At 62.2% G+C, this 13,836-nt stretch carries 10 protein-coding genes and 1 pseudogene; 7 read left to right on the forward strand and 4 right to left on the reverse strand.

Going from position 1 to position 13,836, the window contains the following annotated elements; genetic code table 11:
* Positions 1-20 precede the first annotated feature (20 nt).
* The gene (locus tag LQ215_RS04440; protein WP_230147555.1) at positions 21-1,601 is read left to right on the forward strand and encodes an ABC transporter ATP-binding protein; all 1,581 of its coding nucleotides are present in this window, start codon (positions 21-23) and stop codon (positions 1,599-1,601) included.
* Positions 1,602-1,606: 5 nt separating this feature from the next.
* On the opposite strand, the gene LQ215_RS29680 is transcribed toward LQ215_RS04440, so the two are convergent.
* From LQ215_RS29680 to LQ215_RS04455, 3 genes and pseudogenes are all read right to left on the reverse strand, one after another.
* On the reverse strand, positions 1,607-2,059 hold the full coding sequence (locus LQ215_RS29680; protein WP_230147556.1) for a methyl-accepting chemotaxis protein: 453 nt from the start codon (positions 2,057-2,059) through the stop codon (positions 1,607-1,609).
* A 102-nt stretch (positions 2,060-2,161) separates the two neighbouring features.
* A pseudogene (locus LQ215_RS29685) lies at positions 2,162-2,941 on the reverse strand (PAS domain-containing protein); the annotation flags it as partial.
* Positions 2,942-3,099: 158 nt separating this feature from the next.
* Positions 3,100-3,315, reverse strand: coding sequence for a TIGR02450 family Trp-rich protein (locus LQ215_RS04455; protein WP_230147546.1), 216 nt, complete (start codon positions 3,313-3,315; stop codon positions 3,100-3,102).
* Positions 3,316-3,462: 147 nt separating this feature from the next.
* On the opposite strand from LQ215_RS04455, the gene LQ215_RS04460 reads away from it, so the two are divergent.
* The 4 genes from LQ215_RS04460 (at position 3,463) to LQ215_RS04475 (ending at position 9,539) form a co-directional block, all read left to right on the forward strand.
* Entirely contained in the window at positions 3,463-4,878 is a 1,416-nt protein-coding gene (locus tag LQ215_RS04460) for a sigma-54 interaction domain-containing protein (protein ID WP_230147547.1), read from the forward strand.
* A 302-nt stretch (positions 4,879-5,180) separates the two neighbouring features.
* Positions 5,181-6,572 carry a GntP family permease gene (locus LQ215_RS04465; RefSeq protein ID WP_230147548.1) on the forward strand — a complete coding sequence of 464 codons (1,392 nt, stop codon included), beginning with the start codon at positions 5,181-5,183 and terminating at the stop codon, positions 6,570-6,572.
* 7 nt (positions 6,573-6,579) lie between these two features.
* Positions 6,580-7,356 (forward strand): 3-hydroxybutyrate dehydrogenase, encoded by a 777-nt coding sequence (locus tag LQ215_RS04470; RefSeq protein ID WP_230147549.1) that lies wholly within the window; start codon positions 6,580-6,582, stop codon positions 7,354-7,356.
* Between the two features lie 227 nt (positions 7,357-7,583).
* Positions 7,584-9,539 (forward strand): acetoacetate--CoA ligase, encoded by a 1,956-nt coding sequence (locus LQ215_RS04475; RefSeq protein WP_230147550.1) that lies wholly within the window; start codon positions 7,584-7,586, stop codon positions 9,537-9,539.
* Between the two features lie 117 nt (positions 9,540-9,656).
* On the opposite strand, the gene LQ215_RS04480 is transcribed toward LQ215_RS04475, so the two are convergent.
* On the reverse strand, positions 9,657-10,775 hold the full coding sequence (locus LQ215_RS04480) for a PilT/PilU family type 4a pilus ATPase (protein ID WP_230147551.1): 1,119 nt from the start codon (positions 10,773-10,775) through the stop codon (positions 9,657-9,659).
* Between the two features lie 132 nt (positions 10,776-10,907).
* Between LQ215_RS04480 and LQ215_RS04485 the strand changes: the two genes are divergently transcribed.
* Entirely contained in the window at positions 10,908-13,445 is a 2,538-nt protein-coding gene (locus LQ215_RS04485; protein WP_230147552.1) for a hybrid sensor histidine kinase/response regulator, read from the forward strand.
* Positions 13,446-13,493: 48 nt separating this feature from the next.
* Entirely contained in the window at positions 13,494-13,769 is a 276-nt protein-coding gene (locus LQ215_RS04490) for a peptidylprolyl isomerase (RefSeq protein ID WP_003182808.1), read from the forward strand.
* The last annotated feature ends 67 nt before the right edge of the window (positions 13,770-13,836 follow it).

Here is a 13,836-nt window from a genome sequence, read left to right on the forward strand (position 1 = left end):
CCATGAAGCGGAACCTTGAGATGAGCGACAACCTGATCGAAATCCGCGACCTGAACGTGGCCTTCAACGACAACACCGTGGTGCGCAACCTGTGCCTGGACATCCGCCCGGGTGAATGCCTGGCCCTGGTCGGCGAGTCCGGGTCCGGCAAGTCAGTGACGGCCCACTCGATCTTGCAACTGCTGCCCGAGACAGAAGCCCGCACCACCGGCAGCATTCGCTATCGCGGCCAGGAACTGGTGGGCGCCGATACCACGGCCCTGCGGGAGATACGTGGCAACCGGATCGCGATGATCTTCCAGGAGCCGATGACGTCGCTGAACCCGCTGCACAGCGTCGAAAAGCAGATCGGCGAAACGCTGATGCTGCACAAGGGCTTGGGAGGCAAAGCCGCGCGCCAGCGCATTCTGGAGCTGCTGGCCCTGGTTGGCATTCAAAACCCTGTCGAGCGACTCAAGGCCTATCCCCATCAACTGTCCGGCGGCCAGCGCCAGCGGGTCATCATCGCCATGGCCCTGGCCTGCGAGCCGGAACTGTTGATTGCCGACGAACCGACCACTGCATTGGACGTGACCGTGCAGCGCAAGATTCTGCTGCTGCTCAAGTCGCTGCAGCAACGGCTTGGCATGTCCATGTTATTGATCAGCCACGACCTGAACCTGGTGCGCAGCATCGCCCAACGGGTGTGCGTGATGAAAGAGGGAGAAATCGTCGAACAGGCGCCCTGCGAAACCCTCTTCAACGCGCCGAAACACCCTTACAGCTGCGAACTGCTGCACGCCGAACCGGAAGGCGAAGCGCTGCCCCGGGACGAGCGCGAAGAGGTGCTGCAGGTACAGGACCTGCACGTCAGTTTCCCTCTGGGCGGCGGCCTGTTCCGGCGCAAGGAATACTTGCGCGCCGTGGACGGCATCAGCCTGTCCATCCAACGGGGCAAGACCCTGGGCATCGTCGGCGAATCCGGCTCCGGCAAGTCCACGCTCGGCCAGGCGATCCTGCGGTTGATCGAATCCGAGGGCGGCATTCGCTTCCAGGGCCAGGCCCTTGATCAGCTGTCGCAAAAAGCATTGCGGCCGTGGCGCAAGCAGATGCAGGTGGTGTTCCAGGATCCGTTCGGCAGCCTCAGCCCGCGCATGTCGGTGCAGCAGATCATCAGCGAAGGCCTTGAGGTCCACCAGCCCGCTAGCCCCGAACAGTGCGAAGCCCGGGTAATCCAGGCCCTCAAGGAGGTCGGCCTCGACCCTTCGACCCGTCATCGCTACCCCCACGAGTTCTCTGGCGGCCAGCGCCAACGCATCGCCATTGCCCGGGCGTTGGTGCTCAAGCCGGCCCTGATCCTGCTGGACGAGCCGACCTCGGCCCTGGACCGTACCGTGCAAAAGCAGGTCGTCGCCCTGCTCCGCCAGCTCCAGGAGAAGTACGACTTGACCTACCTGTTCATCAGCCACGACCTGGCGGTGATCCGCGCCCTGGCCCACGACATGATCGTGATCAAGGACGGCAAAGTGATCGAGCGAGGCGCCAGCCATGACGTGTTCGATTCGCCCCAGCATCCTTATACCAAGGAGCTGTTGGCGGCGGCGCATACGGGGTGGTCCTGACGCGATCAGGCCTCGCCCCGCTGATCCATGGTGTGCGCAAATTCGCCAATCACCGAGACAACCAGTTGGGCGCCGCGATGGATGTCCAAGATGACCGTGCCCGCCTGATTTGCCAGCGTCACGCCTTGCTCTGCCTTGAGCGTACTGGACTGCATGCTGGTCACCGCCTGTTTGGCCAACTCGCGATTCTTGCCGACCACATCAGAAATGGCCACGGTGGCTTGGCTCGTGCGCCGGGCAAGGTTGCGCACTTCATCGGCGACCACCGCGAATCCACGTCCCTGCTCTCCGGCTCGGGCCGCTTCGATGGCGGCATTGAGTGCCAACAGGTTGGTCTGTTCCGCAATCCCCCGGATGGCATCGACGATGCTGCCGATCTCCTCGGACTGGGCGCTCAAGGCACCGATACCCATGGCAACCTGCTGTAATTCATCAGCAATGCTTTGCACCACTGTCACGGTTTGCTGGACGACCGAGGTGCCCAACTGCGTATGCTCATCTGTTTTGCGAGACGTTTCGAACGCCAGCCGTGCCGCTTTTGATTCAGTTTGACGCTGCTCGACCTCTCGAGTGCTGTCCGTGGCGAACTTGACGACCCCATACAAACGCCCATTGGCATCGTAGAGCGGGTTGTAAGTCGCTTGCAGCCAGACCGTCGCGCCTCGTTTGTCGACACGCTGGAAAAGCCCATTCATGTACCGGCCCTGGTTCAGCCCAGCCCAAAAGCCACGATAGGCTTCGCTCTGCACTTCCTTGGGCGTGCAGAATATACGGTGGTGCTGGCCGAGCACCTCTTCGAGTCGATACCCCATGACCTTGAGAAAATTTTCATTGGCCCGCACCACGGTACCGCCCAGGTCAAATTCGATGACCGCCATGGAACGGTCTATCGCCTGCTTGAAACTGGATTCGGTCTGCGCGCGAAGCACGCGCTCATGATTGTTGCGCACAACCTGGACAATACGCTGCACCCTTGAGCCTTGATCGCGTATGGGCACATAGCTTGCCTCTACCCAGATCCCGCTGCCCTCGCGCCGCAGGTGCAAAAACTGAGCCTCGGCGCTTTCGCCTCGCCCCAACTGCTGCCACAACGCCACGTTTTCCGGACTGCGCGTGTAAGCGGGTTCGCAAAACATCGAGTGGTGCTTACCCACCACCTCTTCGAGAGAATAGCCAGTCATCTTCAGGAAAAGCGGGCTGGCGTCGAGCACATCCCCTGTCGCCGTGAACTCCACCATGGCCATGGCGCCACGGAGGGCCACCCGCTCCGCTTCAAGAATCGCCTGCCTGGCTTGGATCTCGTGCAAAGCGTCCTGATGCTTGCGAGTACGAATGAACATGGGTACGACTCCCAGAGACGTTAAGTGCAATACCGCTGACCTGCCCGAAGGCGGCCTTGGCTCAACATCATTAAGCCATCACTCGCAAATAATTGTACAGTTTTTTAATTATGTACAACTTAATCAAGCCTCCATTCATGCTCGCAAGCGGCCCCCGTTCAGCTCCAGCCCATTTTCCATCGTGTGCTGTCACGTAATACCTGCCAATCGAGCCATTCGATGCGTGCACTTTGAACAGCCTGTAATTCCACCTGAATCGGCGAACCTTGCTCATCGCAAAGCAGCTGAAGAACCAGAAAATGCTTTTCCCGATTGACGGGATTGCAAGCCGTCCACTTGGAAAGCCGCAGCTTTCGAGGATTGAATTTGTTCATGAGGCGCTGACAACCTTTTATGTACAGACCGAACAAACTGTACAACTTTATTGCCCCTCCGACCATGACGAATCGGAAGGGACTTTTGATCAGCCTGCCTGCCTCGGCATAATGCCGCCGAACGACGGACCTCCCGGGAAATGACCGATGAACTCCACCGAAAGCCTCAAGGATTACAAGCGCGTGCGCACGCTGGCGATCCGTTCGTTGTTCGAGATCATCGAGCAGTCCAGCGAAGGCACGGTGATTGTCGACCGTGACGCGAATATCGTCTGGATGAACGAACGCTACGCCCGCCGCTTCGGCCTGAACGCGGCGCAGGAGGCGATTGGCCGGGCGTGCGAAAGCGTGATTCCCGGCAGCCTGTTGCGTGAAGTGGTGCGCACCGGGCGGCCGATCCTGCTGGACATGCAGGACACGCCCAAGGAGCCGCTGGTGGTGATGCGCCTGCCGATCCACGACAGCGCGGGCGCGGTGATCGGTGCCATCGGCTTTGCCTTGTTCGATGAGTTGCGCAGCCTGTCCCCGATGCTCAAGCGCTACCTGAGCATGCAGGAAGAACTGGCCTCCACTCGCTCACTGCTGCGAGCGCGGCAGACCAAGTACAACTTTGCCCATTTCATCGGCACCAGCAACGCCGGCCTCGAGGTCAAGCGTCGTGCCCGGCGCAGCGCCAGCGCCGATTCGCCGGTGCTGCTGCTCGGCGAAACCGGCACCGGCAAGGAACTGCTGGCCCAGGCCATCCACAGTGCTTCGCCACGCGCGCACAAGGCGTTCGTCAGCATCAACAGCGCGGCGATTCCTGAATCGCTGCTGGAAGCCGAATTCTTCGGCACCGCGCCGGGGGCGTTTACCGGGGCCGACCGCAAGGGCCGCGCCGGCAAGCTGCAGATCGCCCAGGGCGGTACGCTGTTCCTCGACGAGATCGGTGACATGCCGCTGCCGCTGCAAAGCAAGCTGCTGCGAGTGCTTCAGGAAAAGGAATACGAACCGGTGGGCTCCAACGAGGTGCTGCAAAGCGACGTGCGAATCATCGCCGCCACCTCCATGGACCTGGAAGCGGCGATCAAGCGCGGTGAGTTCCGCGCCGACCTGTATTACCGCCTCAACGTGTTGCCGATCCAGGTGCCGCCGTTACGCGAACGCCTGGATGACTTGCCGGCCCTGAGCGAAGCGATCCTTGAAGAACTGCGCAGCCAGCACGAACTGAACCGCGCCGCCCTCGACCTGCTGCGGCAACATGCCTGGCCGGGCAACATCCGCGAACTGCGCAACGTACTGGAACGTGCCGCGCTGCTCAGCGATGACCTGGTGCTCACGGCGGCGGACATCCGCGCCGCCATCGGCACATTCATACCGGTAACTCACACGGCAAGCCCGAGCCTGGAGCCGCTGCCGCAAGAAACCTTCAGCCAGGCCCGGGCACGATTCGACCGGCAGTTGATCGAAACCACCCTCGTGCAATGCGGGGGCAAAGTGGTTGAAGCGGCCGAGCGGTTGGGGTTGGGGCGGTCGACGTTGTACAAGAAGATGGTGGCGCTGGGGATTGCCGAGTCTCAATAGAGAGACTTTATTCTCAAAATATAGACTTGCGCTTTTGGAGCGCTTTGCGCTCATCGCGAGCAAGCTCGCTCCCACAGGGGATTGGGGTTCCTCTGAAGTACGCGGTCAACTGTGGGAGCGAGCTTGCTCGCGATGAGGCCTGCACACCCCACACAAATCTCAAAACAGAGACAAACCTCTCATTCCCGTCCTACAACTCCAAACAATTTCCTTATATTTCAGCCAGTTACACACCTGGCACAAAACTCGCTAACGCCCTCCCCACCGTTTCACCACAACAATAACAATCCAGGAGACACACCATGAGTGTGATCATTGCCTTGGCAGCCCTCACGCTGCTGATGGTCGCCGCCTACCGTGGCTACAGCGTTATCCTCTTTGCCCCCATCGCCGCCCTCGGCGCCGTCCTGCTCACCGACCCGTCCGCCGTCGCCCCCGCCTTCACCGGGGTGTTCATGGAAAAAATGGTCGGTTTCATCAAGCTGTATTTCCCGGTGTTCCTGCTCGGCGCGGTGTTCGGCAAGTTGATCGAGTTGTCGGGGTTTTCCCGCTCCATCGTCGCCGCGGCGATTCGCTTGCTGGGTACGCGCCAGGCCATGCTGGTGATCGTGCTGGTCTGCGCCTTGCTGACCTATGGCGGCGTGTCGCTGTTCGTCGTGGTGTTCGCGGTGTACCCGTTCGCCGCCGAGATGTTCCGCCAGAGCAATATCCCCAAGCGCCTGATACCGGCGACCATCGCCCTCGGCGCGTTCTCGTTCACCATGGACGCCCTGCCCGGCACGCCGCAGATCCAGAACATCATCCCCAGCACGTTCTTCAACACCACCGCCTGGGCCGCACCGTGGCTGGGCCTGATCGGCACGCTCTTCGTGTTCAGCCTCGGCATGCTGTTCCTGCAGCGCCAGCGCAACAAGGCCCAGCGCGTGGGCGAAGGCTATGGCACCGAACTGCGTAACGAGCCGGAAACCGCCGAAGACATCAAGTTGCCGAACCCCTGGCTCGCCGTTTCGCCGCTGCTGGCGGTAGGGCTCATGAACCTGTTGTTCACCCAGTGGATTCCCCAGTGGTACGGCAAGACCCACAGCCTGGCGCTGCCAGGCATGGCGACGCCAGTGACCAGCGACATCGCCAAGCTCACCGCAATCTGGGCAGTGCAGGCGGCGTTACTGGTGGGCATCATCATGGTCTTGCTGTTCGGTTTCCGGGCCATTCGCAGCAAACTCGCCGAAGGCAGCAAGAGCGCCGTGGGCGGTGCGTTGCTGGCGGCGATGAACACCGCTTCGGAATACGGCTTCGGCGCGGTCATCGCCTCCTTGCCAGGCTTCCTGGTGCTGGCCGACTGGCTCAAGAACATTCCCAACCCACTGGTCAACGAAGCGGTGACCGTCACGCTGTTGGCGGGCATCACCGGCTCCGCCTCGGGAGGCATGAGCATCGCTTTGGCGGCGATGTCCGAAACCTTTATCAACGCTGCCCACGCCGCCAACATTCCCCTGGAAGTGCTGCACCGGGTCGCCGCCATGGCCAGCGGCGGCATGGACACCCTGCCCCACAACGGCGCGGTGATCACCCTGCTGGCGGTCACCGGGCTGACCCACCGCGAAGCCTACAAAGACATTTTCTGCATTACGCTGATCAAGACCCTCGCGGTGTTCTTCGTGATCGGTGTGTTCTACGCCACTGGCATTGTTTGAGGTTCCTATGACAACCACTCTTTCGGGCAAGACCGCCCTGGTCACCGGTTCCACCAGCGGCATCGGCCTGGGCATTGCCCTGAGCCTGGCCAAGGCCGGCGCCAACCTGATCCTCAACGGCTTTGGCGATGCCTCGGCGGTGATCGCCGAGGTCAAGCAGTTCGGCGGCAAGGTCGGTCATCATCCGGCCGATGTCAGCGACCCGGCCCAGATCGCCGACATGCTCGCCTACGCCGAGCGTGAGTTCGGCGGCGTGGACATCCTGGTGAACAACGCCGGGATCCAGCACGTGGCCGCCGTGGAGGATTTCCCGGTGGAGCGCTGGGACTCGATCATTGCCATCAACCTGTCCTCGGTGTTCCACGCCACCCGCCTGAGCCTGCCGGGCATGCGCGCCAAGGGCTGGGGGCGGATCGTCAACGTCGCCTCGGTGCACGGTCAGGTCGGCTCGGTAGGCAAGGCGGCGTATGTCGCGGCCAAGCATGGGGTGATCGGCTTGACCAAGGTGGTCGGCCTGGAAACCGCCACCAGCAACGTGACCTGCAACGCCATCTGCCCGGGCTGGGTGCTGACGCCGCTGGTGCAAAAACAGATCGATGATCGCATTGCCGCCGGCGTCAATCCGCAACAGGCACAGCACGATCTGTTGGCCGAGAAACAGCCGTCCCTGGAATTCGTCACCCCGCCGCAACTGGGGGAACTGGTGCTGTTCCTGTGCAGCGAAGCCGGCAGCCAGGTGCGCGGCGCGGCGTGGAATATCGATGGTGGGTGGTTGGCCCAGTAAATCCGCAACCTTGTGTGGTGAAAGCGCTCTTTGTGGCGAGGGAGCTTGCTCCCGCTCGGCTGCGTAGCGGCCGCCTATTGGGTCTGCTTCGCAGCCCAGCGGGAGCAAGCTCCCTCGCCACAGAAGCGACCTGGCTACAGGAAGCACCGTTTCACCGCTTGCTCCCTCGCCACGAAGTGCGCCCTGTGCTGCAATGCTTATAAGCCCGAAAAAACAAGAGGCACCCCATGTCCGACATCCTCTGGCAACCCAGCCCCGAACGCATCGCCCAGTCGCGCATGAACGCCTTTCGCCAGTTCGTCAACGCGCGACATCACCTGCAACTGCACGACTACCCGGCCCTGCACGCCTGGAGCATCGACCAGCGCGAAGCCTTCTGGCAGGCCATCGTCGATTTCTTCGAGATTCGCTTTCACCAAGCCCCCGACGCGGTATTGGTGGAAGGTGCGCAAATGCCCAGCGCCCAGTGGTTCCCGGGCGCCACGCTGAACTTCGCCGAACACCTGCTGCGCCGCCGCGATGACGCCGTCGCGGTGGTGGCGCTCGACGAAAACGGCCGCCAGGAACAACTGACCTGGGCCGAACTCGCCGCCCATGTCGCCGGCCTGCAAACAAGCCTGCAAGCTGCCGGCGTTACCCGCGGCGATCGCGTCGCCGCTTGCATGCCCAACACCTGGCAGACCCTGGTTGGCATGCTCGCCACCACCAGCCTGGGCGCGATCTGGTCGTGCTCGTCTCCGGACTTCGGTACCCAAGGCGTCATCGACCGGTTCGGCCAGATCGAGCCCAAGGTGTTGATCACCTGCGCCGGTTATCGCTATGCCGGAAAAATCATCGACCAGCGAGCCAAGGTCAACGAAATCCTTGAACGATTGCCGTCATTGCAGCAATTGATCGTACTGCCTTATGCCCAGCCTGACGCCCGCGTCGAGGACTTCAAGACCGCGGCCGCTGTCGCGCTGTGGAACGACTTTTATCGAAGCGGTGGCGAGCCGGCGTTCGTCAGCGTGCCCTTCGATCACCCGTTGTACATCCTGTATTCCAGCGGCACCACCGGCGTGCCGAAGTGCATCGTCCATGGCACCGGTGGCGTGCTGCTGCAACACGTCAAGGAACATGGCCTGCACGTCGACCTCGGGCCCGAGGATCGGCTGTTCTACTACACGACCTGCGGTTGGATGATGTGGAACTGGCTGGTGTCGGCCCTCGCCGTGGGCAGCACGGTGGTGCTCTACGACGGTTCGCCGTTCCACCCCGGCCCCGAGCGCTTGCTGGACCTGATCGATCAGCAGCGCATCAGCGTATTCGGTACCAGCCCCAAGTTCCTCGCTGCCCTGGAAAGCGAAGGCCTCAAGCCCCGCCAGACGCACCGCTTGGACAGCCTGAAAACCCTGCTCTCCACCGGCTCGGCGCTGGCACCCCATAGTTACGATTACGTGTACCGCGACATCAAGTCCGATGTCTGCCTGGCCTCGATGTCCGGCGGCACCGACATTGTGTCTTGCTTCGTCAACGGCAACCCGCTGTCACCAGTGCGCCGGGGCGAAATGCAGGGCAAGAGCCTGGGCATGGCCGTGCAGGTCTGGAACGAGGCCGGCAACCCGGTCATTGGTGAAAAAGGTGAGTTGGTGTGCACCCGGCATTTTCCGGCGATGCCCATTGGTTTGTGGAACGACCCTCGGCAGGAAAAACTCCACGCCTCCTACTTCGCCCAGTTTCCCGGGGTGTGGGCCCAAGGCGACTACGCCGAAGCACTGCCCCACGGCGGTTTCTTGATCCATGGCCGCTCCGACGCGGTGCTCAACCCCGGCGGCGTGCGCATCGGCACGGCGGAAATCTATCGGCAGGTGGAAAAAGTCGAACAGGTGCTGGACTGCGTCGCCATCGGCCAGCATTGGCAGGGCGATGTCCGGGTGGTGCTGTTCGTGCGCCTGCGCGATGGCGTGACACTGGATGAAGCCTTGGAACAACGGATCCGCCAGGTCATCCGGGCCAATACCACACCGCGTCATGTGCCGGCGAAGATCCTCGCGGTCACTGATATTCCGCGAACCATCAGCGGCAAGGTGGTGGAGCTGGCGGTGCGCAATGTGGTGCATGGCGAGGTGGTGAAGAACACCGATGCCCTGGCCAACCCCGGGGCTTTGGAGCAGTTTCGGGATCGGCCGGAGCTTGCGAGCTGACCGTCAGGGCCTCATCGCGAGCAAGCTCGCTCCCACAGGGTCTGCCAATCACCGCAGATCCACTGTGGGAGCGAGCTTGCTCGCGATGAACGATAACGCGGCTTCCCTATAAACCAATCAATCCACCAGCCCCCACTCACCCGCCGCCGGATCGGCCGGTGGCGCCGCCGCACCCGACTCGGTATGCAACTTCAACCGCAACCGCAGGTTGTTCGCCGAGTCGGCATTTTTCAGCGCTTCTTCCTCATCGATGGCGCCTTCGACCACCAGGTTGAACAGCGCGTGATCGAAGGTCTGCATCCCCAGTTCCACTGATTTTTCCATGATGCCCTTGAGCTCGCCGAATTCGTTGCGCCGGATCAGGTCGGCCACCGTCGGCGAGCCCAGCATGACCTCCACCGCCGCCCGTCGCTGGCCGGCGCGGGTGCGCACCAGGCGCTGGGAGACGAACGCCTTGAGGTTGTTGCCCAGGTCATTGAGCAATTGCGGCCGACGTTCTTCCGGGAAGAAATTGATCACCCGGTCCAGCGCCTGGTTGGCGTTATGGGCGTGCAAGGTGGAAATCACCAAGTGCCCGGTATCGGCGAAAGCCAGGGCATGCTCCATGGTTTCCCGGTCGCGGATTTCGCCGATGAGCACCACGTCCGGCGCCTGGCGCAGAGTGTTTTTCAGGGCGGCGTGGAAGCTGCGGGTGTCGACGCCGACTTCCCGTTGATTGATGATGGATTTCTTGTGCCGATGGATATACTCCACCGGGTCCTCGATGGTGATGATGTGGCCGCTGCTGTTGCGATTGCGGTAATCGATCAGCGCCGCCAGGGAGGTCGACTTGCCCGAGCCTGTCGCACCGACGAACAGCATCAGCCCCTGTTTCTGCATGATGGTGTCCAAAAGCACCCGAGGCAGTTTCAGGTCTTCGAAGCGCGGAATGTCCAGCTTGACGTTGCGAATCACCATGGACACGTCATTGCGCTGCTTGAAGATATTGACCCGGAACCGCCCGACGCCGGCCAGGGAGATCGCCAGGTTCATTTCCAATTCCCGATCGAACTCAAGGCGCTGTTCGGCGTCCATCAAAGACTCGGCGAGCCGGGCAATGTCGCCGACCTTGAATGCCTCGTTCGCCAAGGGCTTGAGCACACCTTCGAAACGCGCGCACGGCGGCGCACCCGTGGACATGTAAAGGTCGGAACCATTCTGGCTCGCCAGGATTCGCAACAAGGGATCAATTTCCATGGACTGAAACTTCCGCGAGACATCAATGAAACAAGCTGAGCCGAACATGAAACCCTTCAGACTCACCCGCATGTATCCTCTTCTGAGGATAGTCGACAGCGCGGCACAGACACGACAGCCAGGGATCGCATGATGAACGCGACACCCGCCGGCAGCGATACACAGCGCCTGATCAGCCAAGTGGACTGGGCCCAGACGCCGCTGGGCACTGCCCAGAACTGGCCCCAGTGCCTGCGCACCGCCGTGGACATCATGCTCCATTCGCCCATGGCGATGGCCTTGCTGTGGGGACCGCAACTGTCCCATCTCTACAACGACGCCTTCGCCCGACTGGCCGGTGACAAGCACCCCCGGGCGTTCGGCCGGCCGACCCATACAGCATGGCCCGAACTCAAGAGTGCGACCGAAGGGATTTATCACCGTGTGTTGCAAGGCCAGACACACACCTGCCGCGACCAGCAATGGCGCGTGCCCTTCGCCGGCCGTCTCTGTGATGTCTGGCTGGACCTGACCTACAGCCCGGTGCGTGACGAAAGCGGCCGCGTCGCCGGCATCCTGGTCACCGCCATCGAGACCAGCGAACGACGTCGCCTGGCCATGGAGTTCGAACGCCGCTCCGAGGCCAGCCTCAAGGCCCAACACGAAAGCGAGGAGCGCTTGCAACTGGCCCTGGCCGCCGCCGACGCGCTGGGCACCTGGGACTGGGACATCAGCGAAGATCGCTTCATTGCCGATGCGCATTTTGCCCTGTTGCACGGCGTCGATCCGAACCTGTCACGCCAATTGCCTATCAGCGCCTACCTCGAAGGCGTGCACCCCGAGGACCGGGCGATGGTTGCCCGCAGCATCAAGCACTGCATCACCCACGGCACCGAATACGCTGAGGAGTACCGGCTGCTGCAGCCCGACAACGAGTTGCGCTGGGTGTATGTGCGCGGCCGTTGCTACAAGGATCGCCACGGCCGACCCAAGCGCTTTCTTGGCGCGGCCCTGGACCTGACCGAACGCAAGCGTACCGAGCAAGCCCTGCGCCAGAGCCAGACCGAGCTGCAGTTGATCATCAACGCCATGCCGATCCTCATCAGCTACGTGGACCGCGAGGAGCGTTTCCGGCTGAACAACAGCGCTTACCTGGACTGGTATGGCCTGACCCCGCAGGAGCTCTACGGCAAGACCATCCGCGAAGTGCTCGGCGAGGAGGCCTACGTCGCCCGCGCCCAGCAGATCGCCGACGCCCTGGCCGGCAAGCCGTGCAGCTTCACCGTGCAGATGGACCATCGCGACGGGCGCCCGCGCCATTCGCTGATCAACTACCTGCCTCGCCATGGGGCGGACGGTGCGGTGAACGGTTTCTACATCTTCGTGATCGACGAAACCGAGAGCCGCAAAACCGAGGAGGCCCTGCGCAACCTCAACGAAACATTGGAAGAACGCGTCATCGCCCGCACCCAGCAACTGGCCGAAGCCAATCACCGCCTGCAAAACGAGATGTTCGAACGCGAACGCGCCGAAGAAGCCCTGCGCCATGCGCAGAAAATGGAAGCCGTGGGCCAGCTCACGGGCGGCATTGCCCATGACTTCAACAACATGCTCACCGGCATCCTCGGCAGCCTCGACCTGATGCAACGCTACATCGCCGCTGGTCGCACTGACGAGATCGGGCGTTTCACCGAAGCGGCGGTTTCCTCGGCCAACCGCGCCGCGGCCCTGACCCATCGGCTGCTGGCTTTTTCCCGCCGCCAGTCCCTGGACCGCAAACCACTGGACGCCAATGACCTGGTGCGCTCGCTCGAAGACCTGCTGAGCCGCACCACCGGCGATCACATCGTGCTGCGGCTGCAACTGGCCAACGAGCTGTGGCCGGTCAGCACCGATGCCAGCCAGTTGGAAAACGCCCTGCTCAACCTGGTGATCAACGCCCGCGATGCGATGCCCGAGGGCGGCGAATTGATCGTCGAAACCGCCAATGTCTATCTCGACGCTACGGACATCAACACCCTGGAGCCGGTCAAGGCCGGCGACTACGTGATGATCGCCGTCAGCGACAATGGCAGCGGCATGACCCCCGCCGTGCTGGCCAAGGCTTTCGATCCGTTCTTCACCACCAAGCCCATCGGCCAGGGCACCGGCCTGGGCTTGTCGATGATCTACGGTTTTGCCCAACAGTCGGGTGGGCACCTCAACCTGGACAGTGAGCCGGGCCAGGGCACGCGGGTGCAGTTATACCTGCCGCGCTTGCACGTTTCGCCGACGCAACCACCCGAAACGCCAGAGACGGTCACTGTACCGCCTGCCATCGCCGGGGAAACCGTGTTGCTGGTAGAGGATGAACCCGCCGTGCGCATGCTGGTGCTCGACCTGTTGCAGGCCTTGGGCTACACCGCTCTCGAAGCCCGGGACGCCGTGACGGCGCTTCCCGTGCTGGAATCGGACCAGCGCGTCGACCTGCTGGTGACCGATGTCGGGCTGCCGGGCATGAATGGCCGGCAGTTGGCGGAAATCGCCCGCCAGCACCGACCTGGGCTCAAAGTGCTGTTCATGACCGGTTACGCGCAGAAAGCCGCCGAACGCCAGGGGTTCCTCGACCAGGGCATGGACATGGTCGCCAAGCCTTTCACCCTCGATCTGCTGGCCAACAAGATTCGGACGATGATCAACCATGGCAGCTGACTTGAGGCATAATCGCCGCCCCGTCGCACCGTTCAGGTCACCGCAGCAATGAAAGCCCAAGCCCGCCATATCCTGGTGAAAACCGCCGAGGAAGCCGAACAGCTCAAGCAACGCATCGCCAAGGGCGAAGCCTTCGATGTGCTGGCCAAGAAATACTCCACCTGCCCTTCGGGCAAACGCGGCGGCGATTTGGGTGAAGTAAGGCCCGGGCAGATGGTCGGCGTGATCGATGCGGTGATTTTCAAGAAACCGCTGCGAGTGGTGCATGGGCCGATCAAGAGCAAGTTCGGGTATCACCTGGTGCAGGTGTTCTACCGGGATTGAGGTGATGCTGGGCTGCAAACCGGCTCTTTGTGGCGAGGGAGCTTGCTCCCGCTGGCCTGCGCAGCAG

This window comes from Pseudomonas brassicacearum, assembly GCF_918698105.1.
GTDB lineage: Bacteria > Pseudomonadota > Gammaproteobacteria > Pseudomonadales > Pseudomonadaceae > Aquipseudomonas > Aquipseudomonas brassicacearum_F.